The 12,669-nt window shown below is 68.9% G+C and carries 13 protein-coding genes; 7 read left to right on the plus strand and 6 right to left on the minus strand.

Features of this window, described 5'->3' with window-relative positions:
- Positions 1-40 precede the first annotated feature (40 nt).
- The 3 genes from AB0J95_RS16440 to AB0J95_RS16450 form a co-directional block, all read right to left on the minus strand.
- Positions 41-1,000 (minus strand): helix-turn-helix domain-containing protein, encoded by a 960-nt coding sequence (locus AB0J95_RS16440; RefSeq protein ID WP_364757814.1) that lies wholly within the window; start codon positions 998-1,000, stop codon positions 41-43.
- A 93-nt stretch (positions 1,001-1,093) separates the two neighbouring features.
- A complete protein-coding gene (locus AB0J95_RS16445; RefSeq protein ID WP_364757816.1) occupies positions 1,094-1,864 on the minus strand; it encodes a hypothetical protein in 771 nt (256 codons plus the stop codon).
- 45 nt (positions 1,865-1,909) lie between these two features.
- Positions 1,910-2,434 (minus strand): helix-turn-helix domain-containing protein, encoded by a 525-nt coding sequence (locus AB0J95_RS16450; RefSeq protein WP_364757818.1) that lies wholly within the window; start codon positions 2,432-2,434, stop codon positions 1,910-1,912.
- 58 nt (positions 2,435-2,492) lie between these two features.
- On the opposite strand from AB0J95_RS16450, the gene AB0J95_RS16455 reads away from it, so the two are divergent.
- From AB0J95_RS16455 to AB0J95_RS16475, 5 genes are all read left to right on the plus strand, one after another.
- Positions 2,493-3,419 (plus strand): alpha/beta fold hydrolase, encoded by a 927-nt coding sequence (locus AB0J95_RS16455; protein WP_364757820.1) that lies wholly within the window; start codon positions 2,493-2,495, stop codon positions 3,417-3,419.
- 106 nt (positions 3,420-3,525) lie between these two features.
- Positions 3,526-5,382 carry a S53 family peptidase gene (locus AB0J95_RS16460; RefSeq protein ID WP_364757821.1) on the plus strand — a complete coding sequence of 619 codons (1,857 nt, stop codon included), beginning with the start codon at positions 3,526-3,528 and terminating at the stop codon, positions 5,380-5,382.
- 304 nt (positions 5,383-5,686) lie between these two features.
- On the plus strand, positions 5,687-6,313 hold the full coding sequence (locus AB0J95_RS16465; protein ID WP_364757823.1) for a YdcF family protein: 627 nt from the start codon (positions 5,687-5,689) through the stop codon (positions 6,311-6,313).
- A 507-nt stretch (positions 6,314-6,820) separates the two neighbouring features.
- Positions 6,821-8,143, plus strand: a complete 1,323-nt coding sequence (locus tag AB0J95_RS16470; RefSeq protein ID WP_364757825.1) for an O-antigen ligase family protein — start codon at positions 6,821-6,823, stop codon at positions 8,141-8,143.
- The gene (locus tag AB0J95_RS16475) at positions 8,140-8,610 is read left to right on the plus strand and encodes a hypothetical protein (RefSeq protein WP_364757827.1); all 471 of its coding nucleotides are present in this window, start codon (positions 8,140-8,142) and stop codon (positions 8,608-8,610) included. The genes AB0J95_RS16470 and AB0J95_RS16475 overlap by 4 nt, the downstream gene beginning before the upstream one ends.
- Positions 8,611-8,668: 58 nt before the next feature.
- On the opposite strand, the gene AB0J95_RS16480 is transcribed toward AB0J95_RS16475, so the two are convergent.
- A complete protein-coding gene (locus AB0J95_RS16480) occupies positions 8,669-9,415 on the minus strand; it encodes a methyltransferase domain-containing protein (RefSeq protein ID WP_364757828.1) in 747 nt (248 codons plus the stop codon).
- A gap of 38 nt (positions 9,416-9,453) precedes the next feature.
- Positions 9,454-10,080, minus strand: a complete 627-nt coding sequence (locus AB0J95_RS16485) for a TetR/AcrR family transcriptional regulator (RefSeq protein ID WP_364757830.1) — start codon at positions 10,078-10,080, stop codon at positions 9,454-9,456.
- Between the two features lie 103 nt (positions 10,081-10,183).
- Between AB0J95_RS16485 and AB0J95_RS16490 the strand changes: the two genes are divergently transcribed.
- Together AB0J95_RS16490 and AB0J95_RS16495 are read left to right on the plus strand one after the other, a co-directional pair.
- The gene (locus tag AB0J95_RS16490) at positions 10,184-11,203 is read left to right on the plus strand and encodes a medium chain dehydrogenase/reductase family protein (RefSeq protein WP_364757832.1); all 1,020 of its coding nucleotides are present in this window, start codon (positions 10,184-10,186) and stop codon (positions 11,201-11,203) included.
- A gap of 2 nt (positions 11,204-11,205) precedes the next feature.
- Positions 11,206-11,814, plus strand: coding sequence for a TetR/AcrR family transcriptional regulator (locus AB0J95_RS16495; RefSeq protein ID WP_364757834.1), 609 nt, complete (start codon positions 11,206-11,208; stop codon positions 11,812-11,814).
- Here the strand turns inward: AB0J95_RS16495 and AB0J95_RS16500 are convergent.
- On the minus strand, positions 11,795-12,619 hold the full coding sequence (locus AB0J95_RS16500) for a hypothetical protein (protein ID WP_364757835.1): 825 nt from the start codon (positions 12,617-12,619) through the stop codon (positions 11,795-11,797). The genes AB0J95_RS16495 and AB0J95_RS16500 overlap by 20 nt on opposite strands.
- Positions 12,620-12,669: the final 50 nt, after the last annotated feature.

Consider the following 12,669-nt stretch of genomic DNA (forward strand, 5'->3'; position numbering starts at 1 on the left):
GGACGCTCACCCGGTGCCCGGACCGACACGACGTGCCGCTTCACTGACCAGACGTGCCACGGAACTGCCCGGGCGTCAGGCCGGTCTCCTGCCGGAACACCCGGTAGAACTGGCGTTCCCCAGCGAACCCGCACGCCAGGGCGATCGACTGGAGCGGCCGTCCGTGCTGCGTCCGCAGCAACGACTTCGCGTGCTCCACCCGGATGCGCCGCAGTACCGTGCCGACCCCGCCCGGGGTGCCGTCGAACAGCCGGTAGAGCGTCCGTCTGGAGATCAGGAACGCGGCGGCGACGTCGTCGACGGAGAGGTCCGGATCGGCGTGGTGGGTGCGCAGGAACGCCTGAATGTGCTGGCGGGTAAGGATTTCGCTGTGCGGGTTCCGGCCGGCGGAGAGGGTCAGCGCGGATGCCATCAACCCGCGTCCCTGCGTGGCGAGCGCCGCCGCGCCCACCGGGTCGGCCTGGTGGAGTTGAGCGAGGCCACGGAAGAACTGCGCGACCACGCCGGCGGGACTGTTCGCGGGGAGCTTCACCGCGGTGACGCCCAGCGAATGGCGCAGCCCGGTCTCGGCAAGCATCCCGCCGAGCGGCACCTGCACGACGACCTGCTCAAAGGTGTCGTCGAAGTGCAAGGTGTACGGACGGGTGCTGTCGTAGAGCGCCATCTCGCCGGGCTCCAGCTCCGCCACCCGGCCGTCCTGCTCGATCCGGCCATGGCCGCGGGTCTGGATGCTCGCGAGCAGGTACTCCTCCCCCGCCCGAGCGATCAGTTGAGGCGTCCGGCGCACCCGTTGCCCACCCGCGTGCACAGTCGTCATCTCGAAGGATTCCAGACCGGCGTACACCAGGCTGCCGTCGAACGAGCCCGGCTGCGTCGGCGTCGCCGCGAGCTGAACGAACGTCGCGCAGATCAGGTCGCGCCAGTACTCGAACGCACGCGGCGCGGTGACCGCCGAAGTCGACCAGACCTCGGCGGGACCGGCCCGCGGCGCCCCGCTCATCGCGCCATGATGCGCCGACCAGCCCTGACCAGGCAACACACCCGCAGATGGCGACAAGCGACATGGAGCTTGCCGGCGGAGACGGTTCGGCGGCTACTCGCCGCGGTACATCGACAGACGCGGTGGGGTGTATGGGGTTCCGGGTTGGACGGGGTCGCCGCCGAGGGGGCCGGCCGGGCGGGTGGCGTCGCTGGCCATCAGGCGGGTTTCCTCCTGCCGCAGGGCGTTCTCGCGCCGGGCCACCAGGCTGAGCCCTTCCATGTGGGTGATCAGGCTGCGGCCGAAGGGCCACAGCAGGAACGCGGCCACCAGCAGTCCGGCCAGCGTGCGGTTCTCGCCGGTTTCGGGGTCCACTCCGGACAGGGCCAGGACCAGGCCGCCGGCGATGCCCGCCGCGCTGAGCGCGATGGTGGGACCGCGGCGGAATCGCGCCCGGGCGCGGACTTCCCGCTTGTCGAGGTGCACGGCGAGTTTGGCGCGGACCAGCCACAGGCGCCGGAGGTTCTCGTCCGGCGGAACCTCACCCTCGGGGATGTCCACGGCCGGGTCGCCGATGATGTCCGGCGTGTACGGCAACGGATCCGGGAAGTCCAGCCAGGCCTCGTGCGGCAGCCATCCCCGCTGTTTGGCGGGCCGGAACCGGCGAGTGCCCGCCCGTTCGGCCACATCGGAGTCCAGCAGCGGTACCCGCTTGTGCCAACTGGCGCCCGCGGCCGCGAGGCCCCACGCGAACACCAGCATCATGGCGGCGCCGTACCAGACGTCCTCCCCCTCCCCGTTCTGGATGCCCAGCCCGAGAACGATGCACGCGAGCGCCCCGACCACCGCACCCAAGACCTTGAACGAGAACCCCAGTATCCCCACGACTCGCTATCGTCACACTCCATCCCGGTGATACCAACGGCCGGATCACTCCGCGGGCATGGCCACCAGGCTGATCATCCGACGCTTGCGCCCCTCGCCGGGTTCGCGCCCCATCCGTGAGGTCACGGTCGCGCGCATGTCGGCAAGGAGTTCGGCCATCTCGGTGTCGGTCAGCCAGACGGCGGCCTGCTGGTAGGTCACGCCGTCGGCGGTGGGGTCGGCCGGTTCCTGGGTGAGGTACTGGTCGAAGTCGGCGAGCAGGCCGCTGACGAACGCCGTGAACGCCCTGCGCTGGTCGTCGAGGGTCATCGAGGCGCGGTCGGCCGGGTCGATCTCGGCGCGCTGCCAGCTCACCCGGTAGGTGCGTTCGACCGTGCCGCGGATCCGCCGCTCGTCGAGCACCTCGAGCACACCGGCGGCCGCGAGGGCGGCGACGTGCCGGTACATCGTCGCGGGCGGGATGTCGGGCAGCCGTTCGCGCAGTTGCGCGGTGGTGGCCGGGTGACCGTCCAGGAACGTCCGCAGGATGCGCAGCCGGACGGGGTGCAGCAGCAGGTCGAGGGTGGCCATGGACATATTGTTACCCGCTCTGGTATTAATCTCAAATCTGATAACAATGGAGGTGGGCATGACCAAGTCCGACACGACCTCGCAACCCGCTGTGGCGCGCGAGATCCCGCTGGATGTCCCGGCTGCCGACGGCATCACCCTCGCGGGGACGCTCACGTTGCCCGTCGGCCCCGGCCCGCACCCAGCGGTGCTGTGCCTGCCCGGTTCCGGGAAGCTCGACCGCGACTCCAACGCCCGCAGGGTGCGCATGGATCTCGGCCGTCCGCTGGCCGACGCCCTGGCCAGGCACGGCGTCGCGTCACTGCGCTACGACCGCCGTGGTGTCGGTGCCACGCCGGGCGACTGGCACGCCGTGGGGTTCCTGGACAACCGGGCCGACGCCGCTGCGGCTCTGCGGGCCCTGCGGAGCCATCCCGAGGTCTATCCGCGGGATGTCGGCGTGCTCGGGCACAGCGAAGGCGCGGTGCACGCGATGTGGCTGGCCGCCCACGCCCAGCCCGCCGCCGCGGTCATGCTCGCCGGTTACGCCCGTCCCGGTGACCAGGCCGTGCGCTGGCAGGGAACGCAGCTGGCCGCCACCATGCCGCGTCCGCTGCTGCCGATCCTGCGCCGCCTCGCCGCCCGGCAGCTGAACCGGCTCGCCACGAGCACCACCGACACCATCCGCATCGGCGGCGCGCGGATGAACGCGCGGTGGTGGCGCGAGCAGCTGGCCTACGACCCCCGCCCCGATCTGGCCCGCATCAAGGTTCCGGTGCTGGCGATCACCGGTGACAAGGACGTCCAGGTCGACCCGGGCGACCTCGACGTGATCACGCAGCTGGCACCTGGGGCCGAAACTCACCGGGTTCCCGGGCTGACCCACGTGCTGCGCCGCACCGATGGCCCGGCAACCGTTTTCGCCTACCGCAAGCTGCTGCGCGACCCAGTTGACCACGAGGTACTCACCCACGTCGCTCGCTGGCTGGCCGACCGGTTGCGCTGAACCGCAAACAATGGCCTAAACCTCTTCGCGGGCATGGCGTCATTGAGGGTGACAGCCTTCTGACCGGGGAGACGCGATGCGCAGGAAACGGTTCATAGGATGTGCTGTGGCAGCGGCGGTACTCGTGCTGCCCACGGTGTCGGCCCAAGCAGGTGAGCCTCCGCGAGTGCCCGTGACCGGCCCGGACCGTGGTCCGGGCACGATGCTCGGCACCGCGACCGACGCCGGGCCGACGGATCCAGCCGAGGCCGTGGTCGCCCGGGTGTTCCTCAGCGGTGACACGAACGGGCTTTCTGCCTACGCCCAGGCGGTTTCCGATCCGGGCAACCGGCTTTACGGGCACTACCTCACACCTGTCCAGGCACGCGCACGTTTTGGGGGCACGCAACAACAAACGACCCGGGTCAGCGCGTGGCTGCGCGAGAGCGGGCTGACCATCGACACCGTGACCGCGCACAGCATCACCGTGCACGGGACCGCAGCTCAGGCGGGCGCGGCGTTCGGCACGCATCTGGAGAACTACGAACTGTTCGGTGGCCGGTTTCACGGACCCGCAACGGATATCACCGCGCCAGCGGCCGTCGCGCCCGACGTCCTGAGCGTCACCGGCCTGTTGACGTTCCCGCGGGGCAAGGGCGGCAAACCCGCACGTGCGGCCACCGCTGTGAAAACGGCCGAAAACCCTTGCCCCGCTTACTTCGGTCAACGTCCGGCCACCGAACTTCCTCCTGCATATGGACATTCCGCACAGTGGGCGCCGTGCGGCTATACGCCCAAACAGGTCCGTGACGCCTACGGGGTCACCAGCACCGGGCTCACCGGCAAGGGCGTGACGATCGGCATCATCGGGGTCGGCAACGAGGTGAACGCGTTGGCAGACACCAACCGGTTCGCCCGCGACCACGGCGAGCCCGAACTGGCGCCCGGCCAGTTCATTCCGTACATTCCCGCCGACGCCCGGCCGGAGCAGGCCAGTGGCGAGTTCACAATGGACATTCAGGCGGCGCACGCGATGGCCCCGGACGCGAAGATCGCCTACGTGGTCGCGCCGGGACACGACACCGGTGTGGACACGGTCGTGGACGCGATCACCGACATCGTCGACAAGCACCTCGCCGATGTCGTGTCCGGTTCCATCGGGGTCGGCGGCCTGCCCGGGACACCGGACGCCGCGACGATCGCCGCGTACGAGCGCATGTTCCAGCTGGCCGCGGTCGAGGGCATCTCGGTCAACTTCGCGTCCGGTGACTCCGGCGGCGAGTTGTACGACGACGTCCTGCACACCGACTACCCACCCTCCAGCCCTTGGGTCACGGCAGTCGGTGGCACCACCCTCGCGCTCGGCCCGGACAACAGCTACATGTGGGAGACCGGCTGGGCGACCGACTACGTGGAACTGTCCGAAGACGGCACCCAGTGGTCCGCACAACTGCCTGGATACCAAGGGAAGGCGTCCGGTGGTGGTACCAGTTCCACGTTCCCCCAACCGTTCTACCAGCGCGGTGTCGTCCCACCGTCGCGTTCTGGCACCCCACCGATGCGCACGGTCCCGGACATCTCGGCGCTCGCCGACCCGGCTCTCGGCATGCTGATCGGCGAAACCGAGTACGACCGGCAGGGCAACCTGACCTACAGCGTCTCGATGGGCGGCGGCACCAGCCTGTCCTCGCCGCTGCTGGCGGGCATCGAAGCTCTCATGGTCCAGACCCACCACGGCCCCATCGGTTTCATCAACCCGGCCCTCTACTCCCACAAACTCATGGACTTCCACCAGATCCACGACAACCCCGCGAACACCCCCACCACCATCGCGTTCGCCTGGGTCCAGCACGGCTACGTCGAACTCGTCACCCCCGGCCAATACACCGACAGCAACCTGACCTTCAACCCCGGCTACAACACCGTCACCGGCCTGGGCTCCCCCACCCGCGAACTCATCGAGTCCTTCCGCCGGCACTACTAGGCTCTGGCTCTGTGCATAGTGAACATGACCGGCTGCTGGAACTCTATCGCGAGCGAGTGGCGAGCTACGACGTTCGCGATGAGTTCCGGCACAGCTGGCTGGCGTGGAGCCGGAAACTCCTGGCACACGGCGGTGACCTGGTCGTCCCGCCGCTGCAGCCCCGAGAGCTCCCTCGATGAGCTGCTCGACGATCGCGACGGCGGCACCCCGGAGACCAAAATGGCTGCCCAGCGGTACTTCGGTGTGAGGTTGCCGGAAGGGGAAACCACCGAACGACGGGCCGTTGGCCGGCACGAGTAGCGGGATGCGGAGATCATCACCTGTGAAAGCACTGGCAGTTCTGGGGACTTGCGGAGTGGCCGCGTGGGGCGAGTTCGTGCATTGGCGAGCCAGCCGTGCGTATGTCCACGAAAGTCTTCCCGCACGGTCCGAAGCTGTGGTCGTCCTTGGATTCCGCAACGTCCGGGGTGACCGCGCGAACGCACTCAACCGGTGGCGGGTGCGGGCGGCACTGCGTTCCATCGACCCTACCTTGGCCGACTCTATCCTGGTCTGCTCCGGTGGGAACGGCACGGATTCGTCGTCGGAAGCCGCGCTGCTCGCCCGCTACGCAGTGGTGGAACGCGGGTTCACCGGAACCGTGCTGCTGGAGGAGCGGTCGCGAACCACCTGGCAGAACATCGAGAACGTGATCCCGTTGATCGACCAGGCCGACCAGATCAAGATCGTGTCGAATCCGCTGCACGCCTTGAAGGCCCGGCTGTACCTGCGCCGCCAACGTCCGGACCTCGCCGACCGCCTGGTCCGCGCCGAGGACTACCGGTTCGGTGAGGCGTGGCCCGTCAAACCCTTGCTGGCGCTGCACGGCCTCCGGAGTCTGGCCCGCGCCAAGCGAAACCTCGCCCAGCACCACCACCAGCGGACCTCCTGACAAGATCACGCCATGCGCGATTGGGAGCAGTTCGCCGAGCACACGCCATGGTTACCTATGAGCTGATCGGGTGGGGGCCGGTGGGTGGACGGCGAGGCTGGCTGTGTCATCCGCCGCAGGGGCACGAACCGGTTCGTGTCCACGAGACGCATCGGCTGTTCTGGTCGGTGTGGCAGGAGTTCGACGGTGAGGACCTCGTCCTGGTTCAGCCACCAACTACCGGGTTCCCTGAAGCGCTCAACGATCCCGCCGCTGCCCGGCGTACTCCCTGCTAACCATCGATGATGTACCAGATGTCGCGGCCTGGATCGAGGTCCGCGCCGCGGCCTGGCTGGGTGGTTGAACGTCCGGCCATCCCAACAGTTCCACAGTGACTGAGAGCACGTGCCCGGTGGCCGAACTGATGCAATAGGTGGATTGGCGCCGGGTGGCGGTGGCGCTAGCATGGCGCTGCGCGGCCATGGGGGAGGCACAGTGCCAGGGGGAACGGTCCAATCGGACCACGTCGTGGGCGGCAAAAGCGTTGTGCTGCCGCTCTACTCGCTGCTTCTCGTCGCGGCCCTGGCCGGCACGATCGTCGCCCAGGGCGGGTTTTACCTGCCTGGGCGGGTTTTGGCTGCCGCTCTGACCGGCGCGGCGGTGGTGGGAGCTGTGCGGTTGCGGCATGTGGCCAGTGCTGAGGGGTGGCCGCTGGTGGCCGCGTGTGTGGGGCTGGTGGTGTGGTCGGCGGGCAGGGCCGCCGAGGGGCATTCGGTCGAAACGGCCATTCCCATTGTTGCCAGTGTTTTCTGCCTGGCCGGCGCCGTGTTCGTCGCACAACGCAACGACCCGGCGCAACGGACGATGGTGGCCTCGGTGGCGGTCGGCATCGGTGTGCTGGTGGCGGCGACGGGCTGGATCGCTGTGGTGTGGCGGATCCCGTCGTGGACGACTGTCGCGGATGGACTGGTGCGCGCAGCGTCCACCTTGACCTATCCCAACGCGTCCGCCGCGCTGCTCGCGGCGCTGGCCCTGCTGGCGGTCTCCCTGCAGATGACCCGGCCGAAGTCGTTGCCGCACCTGGCCGCGACCTACCTGCTGCTGGTCGGGCTGGGCGCCACGTTGAGCCGCGCTGGGGTGTTCGCGCTGCTCGCGGGCATTGTGGTGCTGGCATGGCTGGCCGGGGTGCGATCGACCGCACGGCATGTGGCCGCGCCCGGCATCGGAGCGTTGATCGGAGTCGCCGGGCTCGCACCGTCGTTCCCGGTGGCACAGCCCGCCAGCCCGGTGCTCGCGATCCTCGGCCTGGTCGTGGGCCTGCTGGTCAGCGTGGGCCTGATTCGCTTGCCTGCCAAGGTGTTGACAGTGGTCGCCGGGGTCATGCTGGTGGGTGCGGTGGTGGCGGTCGTGCTCGGGTCGGACCGGGTGCTGAACGGACGGGTCACGCTCAGCTCACCCGACCGCGCGGGAATCACCGGTGCGGCGCTGGATGTCGTGGCGACACGCCCGTTGACCGGTGTGGGACCGGGGAACGCGTGGTTCACGTGGACGGGCGCCGACGGCAACAGCCGCGTGGGCCGGTTCGTGCACAACGAGTACCTGCAGGCGCTTGTCGAACTCGGCGTGGTCGGACTCGTCCTCGTGCTGTGTGTCCTCGTGACACTCCTTCTCTTCGTCCGGCACGGCCGGACCACCGGCACGCGGGCGCAGTGGGCCGGTGCGGTCGCCGGGTTCGTCGCCCTGCTCGTGCACAGCGGTTTCGACTTCCTCTGGCACATTCCCGCCGTCCTGCTGACCGCAGGCGTGCTTGCCGGCCTTGCCGGGCCACAAAACGCAAAGGAGACAATGTGAAGGTTCCGTCATTACGCGGCGCCAGATCGGCCAGGGTGCTGGCCGTCACCGCCGTCGCAGGGGGTGCGCTGGTCGCCGCGGTGCTGCCGTCCAGTGCGGACGTGAGCACCCAGTCGCCGCCGGTGGCAGCGGTCCGGATCGAGTCGCCCGCGACCCTGGTGGCTCGCGGAGCGGCCATCGCGGGCGACGTCAGCGTCGTCTGCCAGCCCGGCGCCACCGGCAACCTGAGCCTCGAAGTCACCGAGAACGCCGGTGGCAAGATCGCGAAGGGCTACGGCTCCACCACGATCACCTGCACCGGCTCCTTCCAGGCGGTCACGATCAACGTCACGGCCCAGCCGACCGTGCCGTTCAAGGCGGGAACGGCGTTCGGGTCGGCGAACCTCTTCCTGAGCAGCCAGGGCATCGGGCAGGCCAAGGACGAGCGCGAGTTCAAGATCGTCCGCGCCTCGTCCAAGCTCGCCTGACACGCCGACCTGCGCGTGAGCCGGCGGACTCCCCGCGCCGTCCGCCGGTTCACGGGTCTCAGCGGTCCATCAGCGCGAAAACGCCCCAGCCCAGGTATTCACGCTGGTAGCGGACGTGGCGAGCAGGGGCGGTGGCCAGTTCGGCGCGCAGCTGTCCGGCCAGTTCGTCGTCGGGGTTGGCGTCGAGCCAGCGGCGGATGTTGAGCCATTGGGCCGCGACATAGCGGTCCCAACTGTCCTGATCGGCCACAACCATCTCGACGACGTCACACCCAAGCTCGCCGAACTGTTCCAGCAGTTCCGGCAGCGCGCGGAAGTCGCTTTCGGTTGTGGCGTGGCACTCTTCGACGGTGGCCTGGTCCGGGGGCCGGCGGCGCCAGTACGGTTCGCCGATCAGCATCATGCCGCCAGGGCGCAGGCTGCGGCGCAACAGGTCCACGGTTCCGGCGACGCCATCGCCGATCCAGGTCGCGCCAATGCACGCCGCGATGTCGACCGGTTGGGCGGCAACGTGGTTCGAGGCGTCGCCGTGGACAAAGGTGACACGCTCCGCCACATCCAGTTCAAGCGCACGTGCCCTCGCACTGGCCAGGAACACGGTGCTGATGTCGACGCCGGTCCCGGTGATGCCGTGAGCGCGCGCCCAGGTGCACAGCATTTCGCCTGTGCCGCAAGCCAAATCGAGCATCCGGCTGCCGGGCGGGGGGCTCAGCGCGTCGCCGAGGACCGCCAGTTTCTCGCGGGACAGCGGGTTGTGGATGCGATGGCTGCTCTCGCGGATGGTGTAGACACGGGGAAGATCCACGCCGGGGCACGCTAGGGAGATCCGGCCCGCCTGTCCACCTATTTGAGGTGCGCCAGGGCGGTGATCATGCGCTCGGCGATGTCGGGCGGCCAGGGGAACGAGACGGTCGACGCTCGTTGGTGGGCCAGTCCGTGCAGGCCCAGCCAGAGCGCGATCGCGTCCGCCTGCAGGTCGGTGCTGGTCGCCAGGCCAGCGGTGACACAGCCGCTCAGCATGCCCGTGAGCAGTTCTATCGATGCGTCGCCGAGGGTGGACAGGTCACTCTCGGTGATGGATGTGTCGTCCAATGCGGGCATCCACACGCCGCCGAACATCAAGCGGTACCGGGAAGGGTGGTCCTCGGCGAACTGGAGGTAGGCGTTGCAGCCGGCGAACAGTCGCTCCACCGGGTCCGCGCCAGCAGCGTCGAGTGCCGCGCGGAGTTGTTCCGCCAGACCGTCGAACTCCTGCTGCACCAGGGCCAGCATGATCGATGGCTGGTCTGGGAAATGGCGGTAGATCGAGGGCGCGGCGATACCGACGCGGCGAGCGACGGACCGCAGCGTGACCGCGCTTTCGTCGCCGGTCTCGTCGATCAGCCCGGCCGCGGCGGCCACGATCTCGTCACGCAGGCGGGCCCCTTCCCCTCGGCGGTTGCGGGAGCGGGTGGCCGGTTGCTCTGACATGGGCGTCAGCTTACACCACAAAACTTACGGGTGTTAGCTCTTGCGATTCGTAGACTTACATGCGTAACCTTATTGCTGTAAGCACAGACTCGAGGAGCATTTCATGACCACCACTGAAATCGTCCTGCCGGGCAAGGTCGAGCCCACTGGCCTGCAGGTCAAGACCCGTGACCTCCCTGCCCCCGCCGCGGGCCAGGTCGTGTTGCGGATGGACGCGACCGGCGTGTCGTTCGCCGAGCAGCAGATGCGCCGCGGCAAGTACTACGACCAGCCCGCGTTCCCCTTCGTGCCTGGTTACGACGTGGTCGGCACCGTGACCGCCGTCGGCCCGCACGTGGACGCCTCGATGATCGGCCGCCGGTACGCCGCGGTCACCAAGATCGGTGGCTGGGCCAGTTCGCTGCTGATCGACGCCGCGGACCTGGTCGCGGTGCCAGACGGTGTGTCCGCGACCGCGGCCGAGACCATGGTGGTCAACGGGATCACCGCCTGGCAGATGCTGTACCGGTCGGCCAACGTGCTTCCTGGTTCGACGATCGTGGTCCTCGGCGCGAACGGTGGCGTCGGCTCGACCCTCGTTCAGCTGGCCAAGCACGCCGGGATGACGGTGATCGGCACGGCGTCGGCACGGCACCACGACACGGTCCGTGAGCTGGGCGCGATTCCGGTCGACTACCGCGACCCGGACATGTACCAGCGCATCCGCGAGCTCGCGCCGGACGGCGTGGACGCGGTGTTCGACCACGTCGGCGGCGCCGGGCTGAAGGAGTCGTGGCGGTTGCTGCGCAAGGGCGGGTCGCTGGTGTCCTACGGCACCGCGGCGACGAAGAACGAGGACGGCAACTCGCGGCTGCCGGTACTGAAGTCGTTCGCGCGGCTGCTGATGTGGAACATCCTGCCCAACGGCCGCAGCGCGAGCTTCTACAACTTCTGGGCGGGCCGCCGGCACCTGAACACCTTCCGGGACCGGCTGCGCGAGGACCTCACCCAGGTGCTGCAGTTGCTGGACAGCGGCGCGCTCACCGCGCAGATCGCCGCGGAGTTCCCCCTGGCCGACGCCGCCGCCGCGCTCGCACTGGCCGAATCCCGCACTGTCGCGGGCAAAGTCGTCATCGTCCCGTAGCCATGAGCACGGCGCCCCGGCCACGAAACCGTCGAGGGCAGGGCGACCGGCTTCGCGCGGAGCTCCTGGCCGCCGCGACCGACCTGCTCGACGCGGGCTGTGTAGTCACGTTGCGTTCCGTCGCAAGGAAAACCGGCGTCGCGCCGCCCTCGATCTACCCCCATTTTCCCGACCAGCAGGCCATTCTGCTCGCCGTCGCGCGCCAGGGGTACACCGAACTGGTCAGCAGGCTGCGATTCGCCGCCAGTGTCAAGGATTCCCGGCAGCGGCTGCACGCCATCTGCTGGGCCTACCTCGACTACGCCCAGGCACATCCCCACCGCTATCGCGCGATGGCCTTGCCAGGCAACGAAGTCTCGCGGTTGCTCACGGACAGCCTGGCCGCCTGTGCCGCTACCGGGTACAGCACCACGCAGAACCCCGCGGCCGACGCGATCGCGCTGTGGCTGGGTTTGCACGGACTCGCTCACCAACGTGCGGTCACCCGTTTCCAGCCATGGCCCGCCGACATCGCCCATCGCGTCACCACTGCCCTCGCTCGCCTGAATCCCGACCGCAGTGGCGTAACGGAAACGCCACTGCGGTCGGTGTTCAGGCGGCCGGGTGGATGACGATGTCGTCGAGCCGAGTGCGGGCATAGACCTTGACGGTCTCGGCAGCGAGGTCGTTGGCAGGCAACGAATTGCGCACCACACCCTTGGTGCTGTCGGCGTCCACGTCGGCGGCGGCGCCCGCGCCGATGCCGACCTCGATACCACCCGAGGCGTTCATCAGGTCCGCCTGGCCGCGGGTCATCCGGCCGACCCGGATCGGGCAGTTCGCCGCCTTGGCGATCACGCTGCCCTCGGCGCGGTCGATGTCGAAGCTGCCGCTGGCGCCGTTGAGGTCGACATCGGACCGGGCGTGCCCGATCCAGACCTTTCCGGTGGAACCCACATACCGCACGGTCCCCTCGACCTCACCGATCCGCACACCGGCCGCACCGCCCTGAAGGTCGACGGTCCCGGCAACGTGCCCAACCGCGAACCCACCGGCCACCAGGCTGCCGCGCACCGCGGTGATCCGCTCCAACTCGACCTGCCCCGATCCCATCTCCAGCACACACTCACCCAGCAGGCCCTCGGCCCGCACGTCCGTCCAAGCCGTCTTCAGCACCAACCCGGACCCGGCCGGCAGCTCGATGGTGATGGCCACCGAACCGGTCTTGGCGCCCGACTTGGTCGTCTTGATCGACAGCTCACCCGCCGCGAACTCGACCTTGACCCCCTCGGCAACCTTCACGTCCGGCTTGTTCGTGCTGTCGACCGGCTCGACCAGCACAGTTGTGTCGGTCCGCTCGGTCGCGACGACCCGCACTTTGGCGCCGGCGGTGCTGACGGTGGCGGTGATCGGCTCCGGCGTAGCGAAAGCAGGCATTTCGAACTCCCCTTGATGTGTCCATCTCGTTGTTGGGACCACGTTCGCCG

It is taken from the genome of Actinocrispum sp. NPDC049592, assembly GCF_040675465.1.
Classification (GTDB): Bacteria; Actinomycetota; Actinomycetes; order Mycobacteriales; family Pseudonocardiaceae; genus Kibdelosporangium.

Bases quoted from the DNA above. Each gene is read 5' to 3' on its own strand.
- AB0J95_RS16440 (WP_364757814.1), bottom strand. From the start codon at position 1,000: ATGAGCGGGGCGCCGCGGGCCGGTCCCGCCGAGGTCTGGTCGACTTCG.
- AB0J95_RS16450 (WP_364757818.1), bottom strand. From the start codon at position 2,434: ATGGCCACCCTCGACCTGCTGCTGCACCCCGTCCGGCTGCGCATCCTG.
- AB0J95_RS16455 (WP_364757820.1), top strand. From the start codon at position 2,493: ATGACCAAGTCCGACACGACCTCGCAACCCGCTGTGGCGCGCGAGATC.
- AB0J95_RS16465 (WP_364757823.1), top strand. From the start codon at position 5,687: ATGCGGAGATCATCACCTGTGAAAGCACTGGCAGTTCTGGGGACTTGC.
- AB0J95_RS16485 (WP_364757830.1), bottom strand. From the start codon at position 10,080: ATGTCAGAGCAACCGGCCACCCGCTCCCGCAACCGCCGAGGGGAAGGG.
- AB0J95_RS16490 (WP_364757832.1), top strand. From the start codon at position 10,184: ATGACCACCACTGAAATCGTCCTGCCGGGCAAGGTCGAGCCCACTGGC.
- AB0J95_RS16495 (WP_364757834.1), top strand. From the start codon at position 11,206: ATGAGCACGGCGCCCCGGCCACGAAACCGTCGAGGGCAGGGCGACCGG.
- AB0J95_RS16500 (WP_364757835.1), bottom strand. From the start codon at position 12,619: ATGCCTGCTTTCGCTACGCCGGAGCCGATCACCGCCACCGTCAGCACC.